Source organism: Microcoleus sp. Aus8_D2 (genome assembly GCF_036702665.1).
Classification (GTDB): domain Bacteria; phylum Cyanobacteriota; class Cyanobacteriia; order Cyanobacteriales; family Microcoleaceae; genus Microcoleus.
On sequence record NZ_JAUBUN010000054.1, the window covers coordinates 15,036 to 33,484 of the forward strand.

At 44.3% G+C, this 18,449-nt stretch carries 23 protein-coding genes and 1 pseudogene; 7 read left to right on the forward strand and 17 right to left on the reverse strand.

The genetic code is table 11. From position 1 onward, the window contains the following. Positions 1–637: 637 nt before the first annotated feature. The gene (locus QUB64_RS28625; protein ID WP_333277191.1) at positions 638–3,739 is read right to left on the reverse strand and encodes an MFS transporter; all 3,102 of its coding nucleotides are present in this window, start codon (positions 3,737–3,739) and stop codon (positions 638–640) included. 369 nt (positions 3,740–4,108) lie between these two features. On the opposite strand from QUB64_RS28625, the gene QUB64_RS28630 reads away from it, so the two are divergent. Further along, on the forward strand, positions 4,109–5,488 hold the full coding sequence (locus QUB64_RS28630; RefSeq protein ID WP_333277193.1) for an NAD(P)/FAD-dependent oxidoreductase: 1,380 nt from the start codon (positions 4,109–4,111) through the stop codon (positions 5,486–5,488). A 406-nt stretch (positions 5,489–5,894) separates the two neighbouring features. Here the strand turns inward: QUB64_RS28630 and QUB64_RS28635 are convergent, their stop codons facing one another. Next, positions 5,895–6,764, reverse strand: coding sequence for a glycerol acyltransferase (locus tag QUB64_RS28635; RefSeq protein ID WP_333277195.1), 870 nt, complete (start codon positions 6,762–6,764; stop codon positions 5,895–5,897). A 272-nt stretch (positions 6,765–7,036) separates the two neighbouring features. After that, positions 7,037–8,383 carry an NB-ARC domain-containing protein gene (locus QUB64_RS28640; protein WP_333277197.1) on the reverse strand — a complete coding sequence of 449 codons (1,347 nt, stop codon included), beginning with the start codon at positions 8,381–8,383 and terminating at the stop codon, positions 7,037–7,039. 764 nt (positions 8,384–9,147) lie between these two features. Between QUB64_RS28640 and QUB64_RS28645 the strand changes: the two genes are divergently transcribed. Both QUB64_RS28645 and QUB64_RS28650 read left to right on the forward strand, forming a co-directional pair. Then, on the forward strand, positions 9,148–10,323 hold the full coding sequence (locus QUB64_RS28645; protein WP_333277199.1) for a JmjC domain-containing protein: 1,176 nt from the start codon (positions 9,148–9,150) through the stop codon (positions 10,321–10,323). Between the two features lie 58 nt (positions 10,324–10,381). Next, positions 10,382–11,332: a sucrase ferredoxin gene (locus QUB64_RS28650; RefSeq protein ID WP_333277201.1), complete on the forward strand. Its 951-nt coding sequence runs from the start codon at positions 10,382–10,384 to the stop codon at positions 11,330–11,332. A gap of 144 nt (positions 11,333–11,476) precedes the next feature. Here the strand turns inward: QUB64_RS28650 and QUB64_RS28655 are convergent, their stop codons facing one another. From QUB64_RS28655 to QUB64_RS28675, 7 genes and pseudogenes are all read right to left on the reverse strand, one after another. Next, entirely contained in the window at positions 11,477–11,632 is a 156-nt protein-coding gene (locus QUB64_RS28655) for a hypothetical protein (protein WP_333277203.1), read from the reverse strand. Between the two features lie 65 nt (positions 11,633–11,697). Beyond that, entirely contained in the window at positions 11,698–12,216 is a 519-nt protein-coding gene (locus QUB64_RS28660; RefSeq protein ID WP_333277205.1) for a helix-turn-helix transcriptional regulator, read from the reverse strand. Further along, positions 12,213–12,557 (reverse strand): annotated as a pseudogene (locus QUB64_RS28665) (DUF6932 family protein); the annotation flags it as partial. The gene QUB64_RS28660 and the pseudogene QUB64_RS28665, both read right to left, overlap by 4 nt. A gap of 585 nt (positions 12,558–13,142) precedes the next feature. Further along, positions 13,143–13,334 carry a hypothetical protein gene (locus QUB64_RS28670; protein WP_333277209.1) on the reverse strand — a complete coding sequence of 64 codons (192 nt, stop codon included), beginning with the start codon at positions 13,332–13,334 and terminating at the stop codon, positions 13,143–13,145. Continuing rightward, positions 13,331–13,489 carry a DUF5674 family protein gene (locus QUB64_RS33095; protein ID WP_369124827.1) on the reverse strand — a complete coding sequence of 53 codons (159 nt, stop codon included), beginning with the start codon at positions 13,487–13,489 and terminating at the stop codon, positions 13,331–13,333. The genes QUB64_RS28670 and QUB64_RS33095 overlap by 4 nt, the downstream gene beginning before the upstream one ends. A 43-nt stretch (positions 13,490–13,532) precedes the next feature. Next, on the reverse strand, positions 13,533–13,667 hold the full coding sequence (locus QUB64_RS33100) for a DUF5674 family protein (RefSeq protein WP_369124825.1): 135 nt from the start codon (positions 13,665–13,667) through the stop codon (positions 13,533–13,535). A 129-nt stretch (positions 13,668–13,796) separates the two neighbouring features. Then, complete coding sequence (locus QUB64_RS28675) at positions 13,797–14,018, reverse strand: hypothetical protein (protein WP_333277211.1); 222 nt, start codon at positions 14,016–14,018, stop codon at positions 13,797–13,799. A 63-nt stretch (positions 14,019–14,081) separates the two neighbouring features. On the opposite strand from QUB64_RS28675, the gene QUB64_RS28680 reads away from it, so the two are divergent. The 4 genes from QUB64_RS28680 to QUB64_RS28695 all read left to right on the forward strand — a co-directional run bounded on the left by QUB64_RS28680 (position 14,082) and on the right by QUB64_RS28695 (position 15,590). Next, positions 14,082–14,348, forward strand: coding sequence for a hypothetical protein (locus QUB64_RS28680; protein WP_333277213.1), 267 nt, complete (start codon positions 14,082–14,084; stop codon positions 14,346–14,348). Further along, positions 14,345–14,665, forward strand: coding sequence for a type II toxin-antitoxin system RelE/ParE family toxin (locus QUB64_RS28685; protein ID WP_333277215.1), 321 nt, complete (start codon positions 14,345–14,347; stop codon positions 14,663–14,665). The genes QUB64_RS28680 and QUB64_RS28685 overlap by 4 nt, the downstream gene beginning before the upstream one ends. A 371-nt stretch (positions 14,666–15,036) precedes the next feature. After that, positions 15,037–15,261 carry a DUF433 domain-containing protein gene (locus QUB64_RS28690; protein WP_293134555.1) on the forward strand — a complete coding sequence of 75 codons (225 nt, stop codon included), beginning with the start codon at positions 15,037–15,039 and terminating at the stop codon, positions 15,259–15,261. Continuing rightward, positions 15,258–15,590, forward strand: a complete 333-nt coding sequence (locus tag QUB64_RS28695) for a DUF5615 family PIN-like protein (RefSeq protein ID WP_333277217.1) — start codon at positions 15,258–15,260, stop codon at positions 15,588–15,590. The genes QUB64_RS28690 and QUB64_RS28695 overlap by 4 nt, the downstream gene beginning before the upstream one ends. 212 nt (positions 15,591–15,802) lie before the next feature. On the opposite strand, the gene QUB64_RS28700 is transcribed toward QUB64_RS28695, so the two are convergent. The 7 genes from QUB64_RS28700 to QUB64_RS33105 form a co-directional block, all read right to left on the reverse strand. Beyond that, a complete protein-coding gene (locus QUB64_RS28700) occupies positions 15,803–16,258 on the reverse strand; it encodes a type II toxin-antitoxin system VapC family toxin (RefSeq protein WP_333277219.1) in 456 nt (151 codons plus the stop codon). Continuing rightward, complete coding sequence (locus tag QUB64_RS28705) at positions 16,255–16,524, reverse strand: hypothetical protein (protein WP_333277221.1); 270 nt, start codon at positions 16,522–16,524, stop codon at positions 16,255–16,257. The genes QUB64_RS28700 and QUB64_RS28705 overlap by 4 nt, the downstream gene beginning before the upstream one ends. A 321-nt stretch (positions 16,525–16,845) precedes the next feature. Continuing rightward, the gene (locus QUB64_RS28710; RefSeq protein WP_333277223.1) at positions 16,846–17,235 is read right to left on the reverse strand and encodes a type II toxin-antitoxin system VapC family toxin; all 390 of its coding nucleotides are present in this window, start codon (positions 17,233–17,235) and stop codon (positions 16,846–16,848) included. Then, the gene (locus QUB64_RS28715; protein WP_333277225.1) at positions 17,232–17,462 is read right to left on the reverse strand and encodes a type II toxin-antitoxin system Phd/YefM family antitoxin; all 231 of its coding nucleotides are present in this window, start codon (positions 17,460–17,462) and stop codon (positions 17,232–17,234) included. Before QUB64_RS28715 ends, QUB64_RS28710 begins: the two co-directional genes overlap by 4 nt. 39 nt (positions 17,463–17,501) lie before the next feature. Further along, complete coding sequence (locus QUB64_RS28720; protein WP_333277227.1) at positions 17,502–17,870, reverse strand: hypothetical protein; 369 nt, start codon at positions 17,868–17,870, stop codon at positions 17,502–17,504. Then, entirely contained in the window at positions 17,867–18,052 is a 186-nt protein-coding gene (locus QUB64_RS28725) for a DUF5674 family protein (RefSeq protein ID WP_333277229.1), read from the reverse strand. The genes QUB64_RS28720 and QUB64_RS28725 overlap by 4 nt, the downstream gene beginning before the upstream one ends. Beyond that, positions 17,979–18,203: a DUF5674 family protein gene (locus tag QUB64_RS33105; RefSeq protein ID WP_369124826.1), complete on the reverse strand. Its 225-nt coding sequence runs from the start codon at positions 18,201–18,203 to the stop codon at positions 17,979–17,981. The genes QUB64_RS28725 and QUB64_RS33105 overlap by 74 nt, the downstream gene beginning before the upstream one ends. Between the last annotated feature and the right edge of the window lie 246 nt (positions 18,204–18,449).

The window sequence follows — 18,449 nt, forward strand, 5'->3', positions numbered from 1 at the left end:
GGCAAGTAGCCTGGGGAGGTTGGAGACGTAGGTTGTTTAGCATTGGCGATCGCGCGTGCCTGCGTGTTTTGACTGTTGTGGGCGGATTTGCTAAAGCCCTCGGTATTTCCAAGGTATCGGGTATCTAGCCCCCCACAGTCAGTGTAGTATTTTCACATCTTTAGTTCCCTTCATTATGCACAAGCGATCGCCTGCGAGTCATGACCTAACCGCGATTTTCTCAGATCCGGGCGATCGAAGTCAAAAAAAGTTTGCGTTTGATACTCGCCGGGCCCTGCGCAGGGCGGCGGTTGAGAGAACAAGCGTCCTGGCTTGAGAACCGCTCTTGAGAAGGCTGATAACAATTCTGTTTTGCTTTAAGGTTCGTAGTGAGGACTTTAGTCCGCAAGAAGAAGAAGAAGAAGAAGAAGAAGAAGAAGAAGAAGAAGGACTGAAGTCCTCACTACAAACCAATTTTACAATGTGAGGACTTGAGTCCGCAAGAAGAAGAAGGACTGAAGTCCTCACTACAAACCAATTTTATAATCGTAAATAGAGCTGGCACGCTCTTGAGAATGCTCCTAAAAATAGTGCCTGATGTGAGTAGGAAATCACATCAGGCACTATTAGAAATCCGATCGCGCAAATTGACTCTTTTTTAGCGGATGACAGCTAAAGCACCAGCGCCCGCAGCCGCAAAGGCCGAGGAAAGAGCCGTGAAAAACAGCCACCAAGAGGCAACTTCCGCTGCTTTCCGAGTTTCTTCAGCTTGTTTTTCAGCTTGCAATCTGATGCTTTCGAGGCGAAGCTGCGCTTCTTGCTGCAAGCGTTCTGCTCTTTGCAAGACGCTGTTGCGGCTTCTTTCAATTTGGTCGATCAAACGGTTCGCATCTGCTTCGGAAATGTCCTCGCGCGAACTAATTAGGGCTACTAAAGTATCGCGGTTGAAATGACCGAGGCGATCGCGCAAAGCATCAAATCCGGCTTGCGGATCGTCAAATAACTTGCGCACATCCCGCGTAATGCCTTCGTAATTGAGCTCGGGGCGATCGAGCGAATTGAGGTAATCCCGAATTTTTCCGAGAACTCCGTCAATTACCGACTGAATGCCCTCCTGAATTTTCTGGATTTGCAGTGCGAATTGGTCGCGCACCGACAAAATTTGATCGACAATGCGAGCAGCTTCGGCTTCGGAAATATCCGGCCGCTGAGACAGCAGAGAAATCATCGTCGAGCGATCGATATGCGACAGCCGTTCGCCCAAACTGTAAGCGCCGACTTTTGGGTCGTGCAGCAGCAGTTGCAAGTCGCGCTTGATGGCTTCGGGATTTAATTCCTCCTTGCCCGTATTGCGCAAATAATCCTCTAAGATGCTCTGAAAATCGTGGACTTGGGTTTGCACCCGCTTCGCCAAACGGCGCGGCGCTTTCACGATCGATCCCAGAGTTTCCTGCACTTGGTCGATAATTTGATTGACTTGTTCCTCGGTCAAATCTTCCCTCTGAGAAAGCAGTTTGACCAAAGTATCGCGATCGACCTGAGACAGGCGGCCGCGCAGCGCTAAAGCCCCTTCTTTGGGATTTTCCATCAGTTTGGTCAAATCCCGCTTAATCCCTTCAGGATTGAGTTCTGCCTTGCCTGTATTGCGGAGGTAATCTGCTAGGGCGGTGGTAGTTTGGTCGTACTGATCCTTAGCTTTTTCTGCCAGCTTTTGCGGTGCTTCTAGCGCGCTGTGCCAAGTTTCTTCGGCGCTGTCGAGAAGCTGATTTACTTGGTCTTCGCTGAGGTCTTTCCGCTGAGATAGCAATTTTACCAAAGTTTCGCGATCGAACCGAGAAGCTCTAGCTCTGAGCGCCCACATTCCCGCTTCCGGGTTGTCCAGGAGGGTTTTAAAATCGCGCTTGAGGCCTTCGGGATTGAGTTCTTCTTTGCCCGTAGACTTCAAGTATTCTTGTACTTTTTGCCACTGATTGTCTAGTCGGACTTGCGCAGCTTCTTGCAGACCTTTAGAATCTGCTAAAACTACATCTCGCGTCCTTTCCAACTCTTTAACAATCTGTTCGACTTCCTGGAAACCGAAGCCTTCGCGGCCTCTGAGGATTTGGATGAAACTGTCGCGGGTGAAAGGAGTCAGCCGATCGCGCAACTGTTCGTAAGTAGCATCAGAATCCTCTAGGATTTTTTTGAAATCGCTCCCGATACCTGAGGAAGTAAATTCTGCTTTTGGCGTCAGCTTCAAATAAGTTTCCACGCGCCACTGCAAATCGCGAGCTTTTTCTTGCTCCTCTGCAAAAATAGCAGTTTGTAAAACTCGCTGTCTAATTCCTTCTAGTTCCTGGGAAATTTCTTTAATTTTGTCTTGGGTAAAAACGCCGCGACTTGCCAGGATTTCTGCAAACTTAGACTGATTTAGTTTTTCTAATTCGCGGCGCACTGTTCCCGGATCTGCGGTTGGATCGTAGAGCACCTCACGGAATTCGCGCTCGATCTTTTGCGGGTTCATCTGCCACGAATAAGTGTTGAGCAAGTAGTTTTCTACGTCAGCACGAATTGGGCTGTAAGTTTCTGGTTCGCCCTTGACTTGAGCGGTAATTTTATCAGCTTGCTGGCTAACTTTGTCTTTAGCTGTTTTGAGCTGACCAATTACTTTTTCCACATCCAAGTCGGAAATATCGGTGCGACCCAAAACTATTCCCATTAAAGCATTGACTGCCATTGTCGTTGCTTGGGACATCATTGTGGGGCTGTCCCCGGAATTTTGACCGCCCAGATTCCCGAGAACTTTTTCTACCCTACTTGTCAGCGTATCTGAGAGCAAATCTCCCGATTTTGCTGATTTGAGATAATCTATCAATTGGGCGATTCCGTCAGATTTCTGGTCTTGTTTTCCTACTTGTTTCCAAGCATCTTGGAGTTGGTCTACAATCCGGTTGACATCGCGTTTTGACAAGTCCGATCGCGAACTGACTAAATCTACGAGAGTTTGGCGATCGAGATTCGGCAAATTTTCGCCCGCAATGCTTTTGAGTTGCGGATCGTTAAGCAGCTTTTCAAACTCGCTGCGCATCGCTTTGATGTCTAATTCCGGCGGTTTGAGGGCTTGGATGTAGTCTTCGACATTTTCCCGCAAGCTGGTGGGGTCGATCGCGCTACCGAGTTCGTGGCCCACTGCGGCGGCGGCTGCTTTGGCTGTGGCTACTACTTGATTGCTGGCTGCTTTGGCGCCCAGGGCTGCGGCTGCGGTACCGAAAATAGCTTGAACGCCTGATGTTGCGGTGTTAACGACGGAACCGATCAGGGAACCGACGGTGGTGGAGCTCACCCAGACGAGGAGTGAGAAATAGGCCGCCCACACGACTAAACCGACGATCGCACCTAAACCGGGACTGCTAATCAAGCTCAGCTTAACTGCTAGCAAGCAAGCGAAGAAGAGGGCGACGGTAACGGTGATTAGCGTCCAAGTGCCGACTTTGCGGCCGATGTGGCGCACTGGCGGGCCGCCGCTATCCGAGTGGTGTCCGTCGTGGGATTGTCCGATGTAGGAAAGGCCCGCGGCTACTGATAAATTTGTTAGCAAGAGTTGGAAAGCGCAGGCGAGGACGACTCCAGCTATGAGGGCGATAAAAAATTGTGGCCCGGAATAGAGAAGTGCTGCGTCTTCTACTCTGCTTGTTGTAGTAGTAGTCTGTTCTACAGGCACTTGAGCCAGCCAGAACCCAATGTTATACAGTTGTGGATTTATTGGCAAATTTTGATACATAGTATATTCCTCGTTAAAGGGTGGGTGCGCGCGATCGCTGGCGCGAGCTGACTAATGTATAGTTTGAGACTCATGCCCCCAATGGCAAGCATCGCTTTATTGACGAGCTAAAGCATCCCCCTACAGTCGGAAGTGTATAAATATGTCTGCGGCCTACTGTCACTTTAGGCGTATTTGTGCTAAGACAATTTTGTTTAACTTGTTAACTCGACTTTTTTTAACGAACCGCAATACTTGTAGGGGCGGGTTTCACCAACAATCTTTGATTCACATTCACAATATCTATAAACCCGCCCCCACCAGGCGACAAAAGTTTATAACGGGGAATTCAACGGACATGGTATTAGTTATTAGCCTTCAAAGGATGCGATGATGCAGCGAGAAAGTCATGCAATTATTATGGGCGGAAGTTTGGCAGGACTGTTGGCTGCTAGAGTATTAGCCAAACATTTCGATCGCGTAAGTATTGTTGAACGAGATTTTTTTCCAGAAGAAGCTGCACCCCGCCCCGGCCTTCCTCAATCGCGCCACCTGCACATCCTTTTGAATCGGGGCAAAATCATCATAGAACAGTTGTTTCCCGGCTTAGAAAATGAACTAATAGCTGCTGGTGCTCCGAGGTTAGATCCGAAGTCAATTGGGTGGTTTAGTCCGCAGGGTTGGGCGACACATTTTAGCCCGGATGTCAATGATTTAATTATGTTCAGTCGGGATTTACTCGATCGGCAAATTCGCCGCCGCTTGGCTGAAAATACCAACGTGCATTTCCTCGAAGGAGGGACAGTAACGGGGTTGCTGGCGAAGGACTCGGGCCTGGGGGTTGCTGGCGTGTCGGTGCGTTTTCGCGATCGCCAAAACCCAGCTAACACAAATGAAGAGAATTTGAATGCAGATTTAGTAGTCGATGCTAGTGGCAAAGTTTCTCAAACACCTAAATGGTTGAAAAAAATCGGCTATGAACCTCCGCGAGAAACACTGATCAATGCTTTTGTCGGCTATGCCAGTCGCATCTATGAATGCAGGGGTAAATTGTCAGATACAACGCCAGTATTTGTGTCAACTGCACCGCCATTTCGCACTCGCGGCGGTGCAATTTTCCCGATCGAAGGCAATCGCTGGCTGGCAATTCTGGCTGGGGGCGATCGCGATTATCCCCCCGCAGACGAAGCAGGTTTTTTAGAATTTGCCCGCAGTCTGCCAACTCCGATGATTTATGATGCGATTAAAGACGCAGAGGCGATCGCACCTGTGTATAGTTATCGAGGTACAGAAAACCGTTTGCGCCACTACGAACGCCTCCCGCGCTATCCTGAAAATTTGGTAATTGTCGGCCATGCTGTTTGCGCTTTCAACCCAGTTTACGGCCAGGGAATGACGGTTGCTGGATTGGATGCTCAGATGCTTGATGAGTGCCTGCTGCATCAGTGGCAGCGGTATCCAGCAGGCGATTTAACAGGCTTTGGGCGACATTTTCAACAAAAACTCGCAAAATTACATACTATCCCTTGGACGTTTGCAATCAGTCAGGATTCGCGCTATCGGGGAAGTGCAGGTGCAAAACCAAACCTGGCTACGCGGCTGACAATTGATTACATGGATCTGGTGTTAAAACTATTGACTACAGATGCGAAAGTTTGTCAAGCTTTTTTGGAAGTTCTGCACATGATTGAGCCGCCGGCGGTACTTTTTCATCCGAGAATTGCGTTAAAGGCGATCGGGCAATTATACCATTTTAGATTTTACAAGTAGGGAAACGGCATTGCCGTGTCCGGGAGTGGGTTGTGCCAATGATATGATGTCCAGTCTATTACCATCAAAAAAATGGTTCGTAGTGCGGACTTGGGTCCTCCGCCTCCAAGCGGAATGAAGTCCGCACGTGCGATCGAATTTTATTGCGGTCAATCGACCAGGCACGATATAAAAAATAGTTTGTATACAATTAAAATTTGTGGCAATAGTTTGTTGAATTTGTATTAGTTCGCGATCGCACGGGTAGTCAGAAACCGGGTTTTTTACGAAAATCTTTCGTTGTAGTCCGCAGATCGGCTAAAAAACCCGGTTTCTTTGGGCTGATGCGTTTAGGACTGGGCATAAATGATAATATCAATTGCCAAAGTTTTTTGCAGTCATAATTTTAGCACTTAAACATTGAGCTTTAAGCACTGAAGTCCTTACTACGAACCAAATTATCTAATTGTGCTTGCATTTGATTGGTAACTAAATCGAAACAAGCATCAACATAATCGCGATCGCCCGCCGCCTCTTTACCGTACCTCTCAAATACAATCGGTTCGCACACGCGAGTCCGAATTTGCACCGGTAAAGGCAGATGTGGCAAAGGCCCAAGACTTAATCCCCAAGGCAATCCCAAATACACTGGAAACACCACCGGATCGATGCCAAACAACCACGGCATCCCCAATTCATGCAATTGCTTAACTTCTTCGTAAAAATCTGCCAATACTATCAAAGTATCGTGGGCACCGTGGGATATAATTGGTAGAATTGGCACTTCTTCTCGCAATGCTAATTTAATAAATCCCTTGCGTCCGGCAAAGTAGATTTTGTTCCGCAAGTGATGGGGACGAAAAGTGTCTTCGGCGCCGCCCGGATAAACGAGAACCGGAGCATTTTTTCGCAAAGCTGCGATCGCCATTTTCGGATGTGCTTTCAGGGCGCCACACCGAACCGCCATACCAGCAATATCAGGAGAAACTTGCCACACCGTCGGGTGCATCAATCCGTAGGCCAATCGTTCCGTGCCGTACCTGTGGAACCATTCGTATAGGAACATAAACATATCAGGAGCGGCGATTCCCCCGTTGTGAGAGCCGACAACGAGCATTTTTCCGCTCGCGGGGACGTGGTGCCAGCCGTCGCTTTGTACGCGAAAATAGTAGCGGTACAGCCATTCCCACAGCGGTAGCATGAGTTTAATGAAGTCGGGATTGCGATCGTCCAAAGATAGTCCGTCAAAGCGAGAGGTTTGGCTGTTGTTTCTGGGGCTGGATGCAGAATATTTCATTGATTGGTGCTTAAGTGCGATCGGCTGAAAAAAAGTAATCTTAAGTATTGTAAGTCAGTCCTGAACGCATGAAAGCCAAAGAAAGTAGTTTTTTTACCCGACTTGTGGACTAAAACCCAGAATTTTTGTCTTAGAATGTTGCGTAATCGCAATAAGTCAGGTTCGTAGTGTGGACTTTAGTCCGCTTGGTTGGCTGCGGACTAAAGTCCACACTACGAACGAACTGTTTTTGTTATGGTAATCGACCAGAGATAATATAAATCCTGCTTGAATTAAAACCCTTTGATATATTCCCTCAACACAGGTGGCAAAGTATAAAAACTTCCAGCTTTGTCGATGAAGCAACGCCGCGATAAAGATTGGAGCGCATTGAGTAAATCTGGCGATCGCAAAGTGCCATATTCTAGTAATTTTGTCAGGTTGACTGGTGCGCTTTCCCGACAAAACAAAGAGAGGACTTGTTTTTCTATTTCCGATAAGCGGCTAAACTGCTGCTGCAAAACATCTTTCAAATCTTCCGGCAACAATATGGTATCATCTGCTAATAACTCTGTGACGCATCCGCCCAACTCTTGCATCAGAGTGGCGACGCTTTTTAACCAGAGGGGATTGCCTTGGTAGCGGTGAATCAGTCCTGAGTAGTTGTCGATATCTGCTAATCCATAATCTCTGAGGATTTCCCGTCCGGCTGCGATGTCTAAGCCTTTGAGTTGTAAGGTATTAATGTGTGTATTTTGATTTTTAACTTCAGTAACTTCTCTGGGTTGTTCCCAACCGATAAGCAGGAAGCAACTTTGATGGGATATTTTATCTATTTTTTTGAATAAGGAGCGATATTCTTCGTATCCCGGCTTATATTTTCCTGCTAATTCGCCGCTGCTGAACAGGTTGTGAACTTCATCTAAGACTACTAAGCAGCGATGTTTTTGTAAATATTTAATTAGGGGTAATGCTTTCGGGTTGGTTGTCGCTGAATCTTGCTTTTCCGGCTGGGAGAAAAACTGGATTAAGTGGGCTTCAAATTCAGGGAGGGTGGGGGATGTGTCGAGGTTGTACCAAATGACGCATTCAAACTCGTGTTTGATTTGTTGGACGAGTTGCACTGCTAGCGTGGTTTTGCCGATACCGAGTCCGCCGGTGAGGGTTATGAGGCTGCTGTTTTGTTGTAGAATCCAGGTTGTGAGGGTTTTGAGTTGTGGGGTGCGATCGTAAAAAGCACCTAATTCTGGCATCTCGCTTAAATCTTGATGCGATGTTTCTTGATTTGGTGGGTGTGGATTTGGTATGTTTAGCGGGTGTCTAGCTTCTACACAGGTGTTAAAACTACTAATTGCTACGTTTTCAAAATTAGAGACATTTTCAAATATAAACCTTCCCATTGCCGATCGTAAATTCGTTTTATTAACCTCTTCGCCTAATTCCTCTGAAAGTATTTGCCATAATTTTGAGCCAACATCCCTGATATAACTCTCGTTACAGTGAATCTCCTCGGCAATTTTGGTGTATTTCTCACCTTGTATGCTTCCCCGCAGAATCGCCTCTTGTAAGTCATCAAGGTGCTTACCCGTTTTGGCAAATACCATCTCGTCAGCCATTTGTAACACTTCCTTAAGATTCATGCACTCTTGTAGATGTGGTTATTTTCCGTATTATACCTAACTTTTTCCAACATTTTATGGCATTTATCAACATTCTTCAGGCAAGGGAGTTGGAGTAGCAGACAAAATTGCCAACAAAATTGAACATTTTTGAGCTAGACAAAGCTTTGATTTATAGGGATTATGGGAGAAGTATGAAGCGTCACTTTAGGGATTGAACAGTTGCCACTTTCTAGCCTGTAACACCGAAACAGCGGTCAAATTCAAAGTTATCCTGCTCCAGTTGCTGGTGTGGCGACGCTTGTACATTGTCTACTTTGAACTTAAGGAGTCCTCAAAAATGAAAAATGAGATCAAGACTTGCAGCAAGGGAAAAAAGAATGTCAAGGTAATGCAAATCTCGGTTGAGAATTACCCCAGTGTGCAACCGAAGTTTACAAAGTTGAATTGGAGTAACGGGGAGGGTGATGATAATGCCTAATCTAGTTTGAGGTCGGATTAATCAATTTTCTGAGGTGTTTGCATGAAATCTAAGTCGAAACAAGAGAATAATGTTCTGTCGGTCGTGATTGGAGTTGAACCTTACCCAGTCGCCCGTCCAAAATTTACAAAGCAAACTTGGGAAAGCGGTGAGAATGGAGGAGAGGGGGCAGAATCAGGTTAGTGGCTTCAACAGCATCTAACGGATCTATCTATTCAGCCAAGTTAGGACATTATTACTTCAAGCTTGGTTGAATTTACCTCTTTTATCGATTTGCCCAAAATTTATTTCGATGCAGTATAATATGGCAACAACTTTTTCAAAAATTTTGGCACCAATTACCCTCAAAGAGTTCAGAGAACTTTATTACACAAAGCGTTCTATTTTAATTAGAAGCGAGGATAAAAAGTTTGATTGGTTGTTTGGATGGTCTTCCTTAAACCAAATAATGAATAAGTCTTTCTTTCCTCTTCCTACGATGAAACTTGTTTTAGACGGAAAACCCATCAACGATCTATCTGAGCAGTCGAAGATTATTGATTGGTGTCGGAAAGGTGCTACAGTCATCATCGACCAACTACAGAACTATGACTCACAAGTTAGAAGAGCAGTTGATTCGCTATCCAAGGAAATTGGGGAGCCTGTTAATGCTAACCTCTACTTCTCTCAACCAGGTCGTCAAGCATTCAATGTACACTACGATCATCATGATGTGATTATTCTTCAAATTGAAGGTCACAAAAGGTGGAAAGTCTATGAAGACTCAGAAGATACAAAGTTCCCACTATTTGTACAAAAGAGTCATAGCTCTGACATTCCTGATTCTCCTGTCCTAGATTGTCTCTTATCTTCAGGAGATGTTCTATACATTCCAAGAGGTCATTGGCACGCTGCAACTGCAAAGGATGAGCAGTCGCTACATCTGACTATCGGTATAGACGCAAGAACAGGGATTGATTTTGCAACGTGGTTGACCAATGAATTGCGTGATGATGTCTCTTTTAGGCAATCTTTTCCTCTAGTTTTTAGCCACGAAATTCATGAGGGACGATACTACCACGATCTTCATTTACAACATTTTAATGACTTAAAAGAAAAGTTTATTCAAAAATTAAATGATAATCAACTATTCGCTTATTATGCAAGGTCCTGTCTAAGCAAATCGCAAGTATTTGAACCATTCTATTGGCCTTATTCTACTGACAAACATAGGATTGAGTTTTCTAACATTTCTTCATTTATACGATATAAAAATCAGCAGTTTCTACTGGAGTTAGATGAAGATAAGCTCATGATAAATCTGATAATCCATGGAAAAATTCATCGTTTTAGTAGTAAGGCGGAACATCTTCTTAAGTTTATATTTAGCCATAATGAATTCAGCTTTCAAGAGTCTCTTCAAGTGTCTGAGCTTTCTGAAGGTGATGTTGCTGCCATATTGGAACATCTGCTAAGTGAAGCATTGATAAAATTTGCTTGAAGGCATTATGTGAGATTTTCTCACTAAGATGATCTTGATCTATTCTTATGAGGTAAGTATGGTAACATCAGACAAGTTTTTTTGCTCGGCTCAATCTTTACTTCTTAACGAGGAACTTATTGGTACAGCACTTTTAACAGAAGTGTATATTTTGATTGAATGTAAAAAACCCTGGACGAATGAAGCATTTGAATCAAAAATAATTCCTCAAAAATTACGCTTAATGATTAAGCAATATCGTGAATCTGCACGTTTTCTTCTAATTCAAAACAACAATACTAAGCATATTGATCGTATTCAAGTTTTGTTTTATGTGCGCTCACAGAATTACGATTTGTCCAATGGATTTACTTTATATAAAGCAGAATGTTCAGATTATGATCGGGTATCTGATACCATTGAAGATTACTTCATTAATCAGAAACTTCCATCAAAATATAGCTCTGAAAAGAATCGTAATATTCTGATTTGTACTCACGGAGGATTTGACCAATGCTGTGGCAAGTACGGAACATCATTATACATCAAGTCTAACGATATACTAGACTCGAACAATGTTCATGAAAAAGTTGAAGTATGGGAGTCGAGTCACTTTGGAGGGCATCGTTTTGCACCAACCATGATTGATTTTCCAGATGGTAGATACTATGGAAGAATGAACGAAGATATTTTTACTGCAATCATTAACCGAACCGGAGACTTAAATAAAACTGTATCCTCTTATAGAGGATGGGCAATACTGCCTAAAGTAGCACAAGTAGTAGAGAAGCAACTGTTGCTTGATATTGGTTGGCAGTGGTTTAACGCCTCTGCTGCTAGTCACGTAACACCCTTAGAAGATGGTGTGTCCTACGACGTTACAATCAGATACTTACTGGGGCATGATGAGGAGAGAGTGTACTCTGCTAGAGTATCAAAAAAATATTCTCAATCTTTGAGTATGAGAATTCGCTGTCAAAATCCAGTAGAGACTGTAGTTCCCCAATTTTCTGTTGATAGCCTTGATTAAAGCGAGTAGCAATGCCAAAAAGTATGATGTGTCTTTTGAAAAGTCTGTCACGGTCTAATTAACTGTTTCAAAATTATGCTGATGAATCTGGGTGACTGACATTCATTGCGAGCTCCCGAATTGCATATTCCCTTAACCCTCGTGTCACCCAACCTCTTTTTCCACTGACAATTCGCTCCATTTCCACCATTCCAAAAGGCGATGATTGCACAGAGGGCGTGAAGCGTAGCTATCCTGTAGGGCGATCGCCCTTTCTTTGTTCTCATGAGCGATCGCCAAAAATGAAAAAGCGATCGCCATTATCTAATTGACAGCCAACAAACCCGACATATTCAGCAGTTTTATTGATCAAATCATCCAAACCTTTAGGCTGTTTTACTTGCCTTCTCTCTTTTTCGTTTGCGCCATCTTTCCGCTGTTTCTTTAATAGCCTCTATTTCCTCAAAATCTACCTGCATCACAGCAGTTTTAAACTCCAAACCCAAAGCCAAGCTAATGTCAAGAATTTCCGTCAAACTAGCATTTTGATATTTTTTTTTCTCGTATCCCTTGATGCATTCTGGGTCAATATCCAAAATTTCCGCTAGTTCTTCTTCACTCATTTTGGCAGCCATCCGAGCTTTAATTAAAGCCTCTGACAGTTTATTGAAATTCTCAACTACAATTTCGATCGGCTTGCTCTTGTCCCACGCCATCAATCTTTCATATTCCGCTATTTCTTCATGTAATTGATCCAAATGGCACTGGATCGAACCTCTACCTGCATCCCATTTGAGAAAGTCCTTTCTTTTTGCTTCTTCATCTCGCTCCATTGCTGCTAGAGTTTTGTTAAATTTCTCTACCCATTCTTTGCTGACTTCATACTCTAGTTCATCTTTAATCATGGTTCCCACCTCATTAAATCTATCGCTATAATTCCTTTCTTCCTGTGTCTTCTATCCTTTTGAAAAAACTCAAAGGAATTGTCGCCGTAATTGCCTACAGGTTCGTCGGAGGGGAAAATTTCCCCTCTATACTTAGCTTTTTGGGCAGTTCTTTCAAAATGATTGAACAATCTAGGAGCATTCGTTCTCAAATACTCCCTATCTACAGTTTCGCGATCGTAACAAGCATCAAAATCATTAGGGGTTTCTTCACTGGTAACAAAACTACCATTAATATAGATAGTTCTAGCACCTGCTGCTTTTAACTGGGTCATTGCCAGTTTCAAACCCCGTATCATGTTCTCTCTTTTAACAGTCGTGCCAAATCTCTCCTCAAACTCCTCCCATTCACAGAAATGAACCTAAGAGTGGTAGATTGCCGTTTTCATCGAATTCTGGAATCACTCTTTCACACTCTTTCGACAAATTAATTGTTCGTTTATTAATATTATCATATTTATCTCGATCGCTCACCAGTACCCTCACAGCAGACTCGTCTCAATACAATGGAAGAGTTGCGCGATCGCCCTTCTAGTTTTTTCCAACAAGGGCGAGATCCCTTTCCTACACATTCCCTTAACCCTCCTGTCACCCAACCTCTTTTCCCACTGACAATCCGCTCCATTTCCACCATTTCAAAGTGCGCTGATTGCACGGAGAGCGTGAAGTGTAGCTATCCCGTAGGCCGCGATCCAGCAAAAAAGAGCGATCGCCGCTCTATTTATCTAATTGACAGCCAACAAACCAGACATATTCAGCACTTTCTCCGACCAAATCTTTGTTTCTTGGGCTACTCTCATTCGTTGTTCCGCATCCTCCCAAATCCTTGCCCAACAATACTGCCAGCAAGCTAACTGAACTTGTAACTCAACTAACTCAGCGGCAATTTATACCTCTGCATCCATAGCCGTCCATTCAATAAATATCTTACTTTCTTGCAGCAAACCTTCAACCAGTTCGCCATTAGCTGAATTTTGACATCGAGATTTAATTCGTGCCAAATTAGATGCCAAATTTCCCAAACGGATGGGTAGTTCGTCTCGCAAATAGCGTGATTTTAAAGCATTCCAATCTCTCATAATCTTCCTAATAACTGTTGAACGATTTGAGCAACCCGTTCTCGAATAAGCGGGTCTTGAATTTCCATCGAGCGATTGTTCTGGCGCGGACGGATATTGATTAGAGATTCATAGCCTACCTCTTGCGTCAGCGGATACCAGTCTGCTCCCCAGATATCTACCTACTTGCTCCCGTTTTACACCAACAAAGCTTCGCAATCAGCGTGAAGTTCTCCACCACCTGGTTTGAATTCGCCGTTCGATATCCACTGCCAGTTTAATATAACTGCCCAGGATTTCTAGCATTTCTTCAATTTGCTCTTGAGTCCCACGCTCTTGAATCAGATAAATCATCCCTGAATCAGCTTTAGATTTAATATGACGCTTCAATATTATACAGGTTAGCTAGTTTGTCAATACTTTATCCTATAGCTCGCTCTGACGGGCGAGATCCCTTTCCTACATATTCCATTAACCCTCGTGTCACCCAACCTCTCTTTCCACTGACAATCCGCTCCATTTCCACCCTTTCAAAGGGCGATGATTGCACGAAGGGCGTGAAGCGTAGCTATCCAGTAGGGATCTCGCCCTTTCTTTTTTCTCATGAGCGATCGCCCTAGCAGACAAAAGAGCGATCGCCCTTTCTTTGTTCTTATGAGCGATCGCCCCATCAACAAAAAGATCGATCGCATCATGCCAACACACCCTTTCGAGCGCCCCGATCAAGAGTGGCTATACTAAAAGTATCAATCCTCCCAAGATGCCGCGATGACCATCAAAGAACTCCTCCTGCAAGAAATCGATAGCACCCCTGACGAACTGCTCACCGAGATTCTAAGCTTGGTGCGATCGCTCAAATCCACTCCACACCGCCAACTCAATACCTACGAACAACTGTTAGAGCGCATCGACTACCTCGAAACCATCATCGGTATCCGCAAAGGACTCGAAAGCTTCGATCGAGGTGAAGGTATCCCAGCCGATCGAGCTCTGACAGCGCTACAGCAGCAGTTCAACATTCCCTCACGTCCATGAGTTATCAAGTCCTCATCCAACCACCCGCCTTTGCAGAAATCGAAACCGCCTACCGTTGGATGTGCAATTATCTTAGTGCTGATGCAGCAAACCATTGGTACTACGACCTCCAAGACGCGATCGCGTCCCTGCAACAGTTTCCTTATCGTTGCTCAATTGCACCCGAAGCTGCCATCATCGGTCGAGAAATTAGACAACTGTGGGTTGGTAAAGGAAGAACCTATCGGATTCTGTTTGTGGTGGAGGGCGATACAGTTGCGATCGTACACATTCGTCACCGCCGTCAAGCCCCTCTAGGTAATGAGTCGCCCGAGTAATCGTAAATCGATATTTACACTTTCCATCATCTTAGAAAACTAAGTCCATAAATTAAGTTTACTCGGCTTGTGATAGTTGTGCCAGTTGGTAGCTTTCCCCTTGAGCGAGATCCCTTTCCTACACATTCCCTTAACCCTCGTGTCACCCAACCTCTTTTCTCACTAATAATCCGCTCCATTTCCATCCTTTCAAAGAGCGCTGATTGCACCCCATGCGTGAAGCGTAGCTATCCTGTAGGGCGAGATCCAGCAAAAAAGGGATCTCGCCTTTTTCTGCCTCAATCATCTGTGTCGAACAATCTTGACGATGATAGCGGAGATTGGGAAAAATACGATCTATGATAGATTTAAGCAATTACTTTCAAAAACCTATGGAATACAATCAAATCATCACGATCGAACCGGGAAAACGCAGTGGCAAGCCGTGTATTCGGGGAATGCGAATTACTGTGTATGATATCCTAGAGTATCTGGCGGGTGGTATGACAGAGGCAGAAGTTCTCGAAGATTTTTCTGAACTCACTTCTCAAGACATCAAAGCTTGCCTTGCCTTTGCTGCCGATCGTGAGAAAAAACTATTTGTGGCATCTTTGTGAAACTACTACTGGACGAAAACCTGTCAGACGGAATTATTCACAGGATTATTGATTTGTATCCAGATTCCGCTCATGTTAAAACCTTGGCACTTACGAATACTGACGATTCAATTATTTGGGAATATGCAAAAGCGAATAATTTCGTGATTGTTTCCAAGGATTCTGATTTTCATCAACGGAGTTTGCTGTACGGGCATCCACCCAAATTTATCTACCTTCGCATTGGTAACAGTCCAACGTCCAAGATTGTTCAGATATTAAGAGATAATTTTGACATTATAATTCAATTTTGGAATAGCGAAGTAGAAAGCATCTTGGTATTGGCTTAATGCGTTGGGGAAGCCCCACCAAGCTTATTCCCTTAACCCTCGTGTCACCCAACCTCTCTGTCCACTGACAATCCGCTCCATTTCCACCCTTTCAAAGGGCGCTGATTGCACAGAGGGCGTGAAGCGTAGCTATCCCGTAGGGCGAGATCCCCAGCAAAAAATGGATCTCGCCTATTTTCCATTATCTAAAAACATCAATCTCTCAGTCAAGATTATGTCGATCGAGTCGGCAGTGTGAAATTTGTAAACAGTTGCACATCAAACTTACTATTTGTCAAGGAATTCACTAAGCGTTCATCCAGTGTTAGCAACGGTGCTGTAACTTGCTCTGCAAGTGCCACATAACAGCCATCATAAGCTGTAATCCCATAGTCCAAACCAATTTGAACGGCTTCACTTATTAGATCCTTCGTTGAAGTAACTTGAAATCGTAAAGCTTTCAAGTCACTTAGATCTGCCTGAACAAGTTCTGCGGTGTAAAGGTTGGCTCGAACATATTTCCAAAGAACATTAGCACACTCAATATAAAACAGATCGGGTACGAAAAACTTAACATCTGGATCGTCAAGAAGATCGAATAGTTGATTAACTTTGGGAGTCAGCGGATCGGCGATAAACAGCTTGATACAAATATTTGTATCGATTACACATCGTAACGGAACAGTCATCTGTTGCGATCCTCTGCAATCAAAATCGTACTATCCATTAAGCCAAAATCGCTTGGATTAACTCTAAGACGACTGCGAATCCTTTGTAGTATTGCTGACATTGGTTGGTTCTCTTGCGCCCGATCGAGCGTTACTTTATCAGACTCAAACGATCGCTTCAATAGACGAATGACTGCTTCATTAAGAGTCAAATTTTTTTCAGAGGCGAGACATTGAATGCGACTGTACAATTCATCAGGCAGGTTTTCAATCTGAAGTTTAGCCATTGCAGTCTTATTAATTACTTGATTTATTATATCACCAGTTTAACTTAACTATCCACCAAAAGAGCAATACACCTGCGGTACGCTTCGCGAGATCCCTGGTCATTTTTGCCTGTCGAGCGCCCTATAAAAATAAAGAGCGAGATCCCTTTCCTACACATTCCCTTAAGTCTCGTGTCACCCAACCTCTGTTTCCGCTGACAATCCGCTCCCTTTCCACCATTTCAAAGGGCGCTGCTTGCACAGAGGGCGTGAAGCGTAGCTATCCTGTAGGGCGCGCCCCAGCAAAAAAGGGATCTCGCCCACAGAAATATAGAATATTGCCTAACTGAGTGTTTGTAGCACCGAATTACCTGTAAGGTTGGCATCAACAGTGGCTAATATTAACCCATAATAAATGACTGTGGCCGCAATAAATCGGTCTCCGGGGTCTTGATGGGGTAATGCAATCTCGCGACTTAAAATGGCAATGGCGTGATTCATAGAGGCTTCACGAGTTTCCAAAGTTTTTAAAGCTAAGTTAACCCCTGTCACCGGATCTGGCTGTAAAGATATCCGTCCTTTTTCTGCAAGGATGAGCGTCTCCCAAATGCTAATTGGACTCAGCCAAAGTTCAGTATTAGAATCGGAAATAGCCGTTTGAAGTTGGAGCGACAAGCGTTCGTCACCCAGCAAATACCAAAGCCAAATGTGGGTATCGAGTAAAAGTTTCATTCTAAAACCTCCCACATTTCGGCGACAGGAGCAATTAAATCTCCTAATATTTCACCGCTCCCTTTCATTGTACCAAACGCGGGGCGTAAGGTTTGGGTAGTGGCAGGATAGATAATCACTAATGGTTTTCCTTCATGGATGATGGTGAGGGGAGTTTTTGTACGTTCGACCTCTATAAATAGAGTCTGGAGAGTTTGGGGTAATTCAGTCGTGGTAATTTGTGTCATTTTTTTTCTTGATTTTTTTTTATAGTTGATATCCGAGCCTCAGCAATCAGGATTCGACTTAACAGCCAACAAACCCGACATATTCAGCACTTTCTCCGACCAAATCTTTGTTTCTTGGGCCACTGTCATTCGTTGTTCCGCATCCTCCCAAATCCTTGCCCAACAATACTGCCAGCAAGCTAACTGAACTTGTAACTCAACTAACTCAGCGGCAATTTCTACCTCTGCATCATTGGCCGTCCACTCAATAAATATCTTACTTTCTTGCAGCAAACCTTCAACCAGTTCGCCATTAGCTGAATTTTGACATCGAGATTTAATTCGTGCCAAATTAGATGCCAAATTCCCCAAACGGATGGGTAGTTCGTCTCGCAAATAGCGTGATTTTAAAGCATTCCAATCTCTCATAATCCTCCTAATAACTGTTGAACGATTTGAGCAACCCGTTCTCGAATAACCTGGTCTTGAATTTCCATTGAGCGATTGTTCTGACGCGGACGGATATTGATTAGAGATTCATAACCTACTTCTTGCGTCAGCGGATACCAGTCTGCTCCCCAGATATCTACCTGCTTGCTCCCGTTTTCCAACAACAAAGCTTCGCAATCGGCGTGAAGTTCTCCACCACCTGGTTTGAATTCCCCGTTCGATATCCACTGCCAGTTTAATATAACTCCCCAGGATTTCTAGCATTTCTTCAATTTGCTCTTGAGTCCCACGCTCTTGAATCAGATAAATCATCCCTGAATCAGCTTTAGATTTAATATGAGGCTTCAATATTATACAGGTTAGCTAGTTTGTCAATACTTTATCCTATAGCTCGCTCTGACGGGCGTAAGCGAAGCAGGCCGAAGGCATCGCCCATCCTACACATTCCCTTAACGCTCGTGTCACCCAGCCTCTTTTCCCACTGACAATCTGCTCCATTTCCACCATTTCAAAGGGCGCTGCTTGCACTGAGAGCGTGAAGTGTAGCTATCCGGTAGG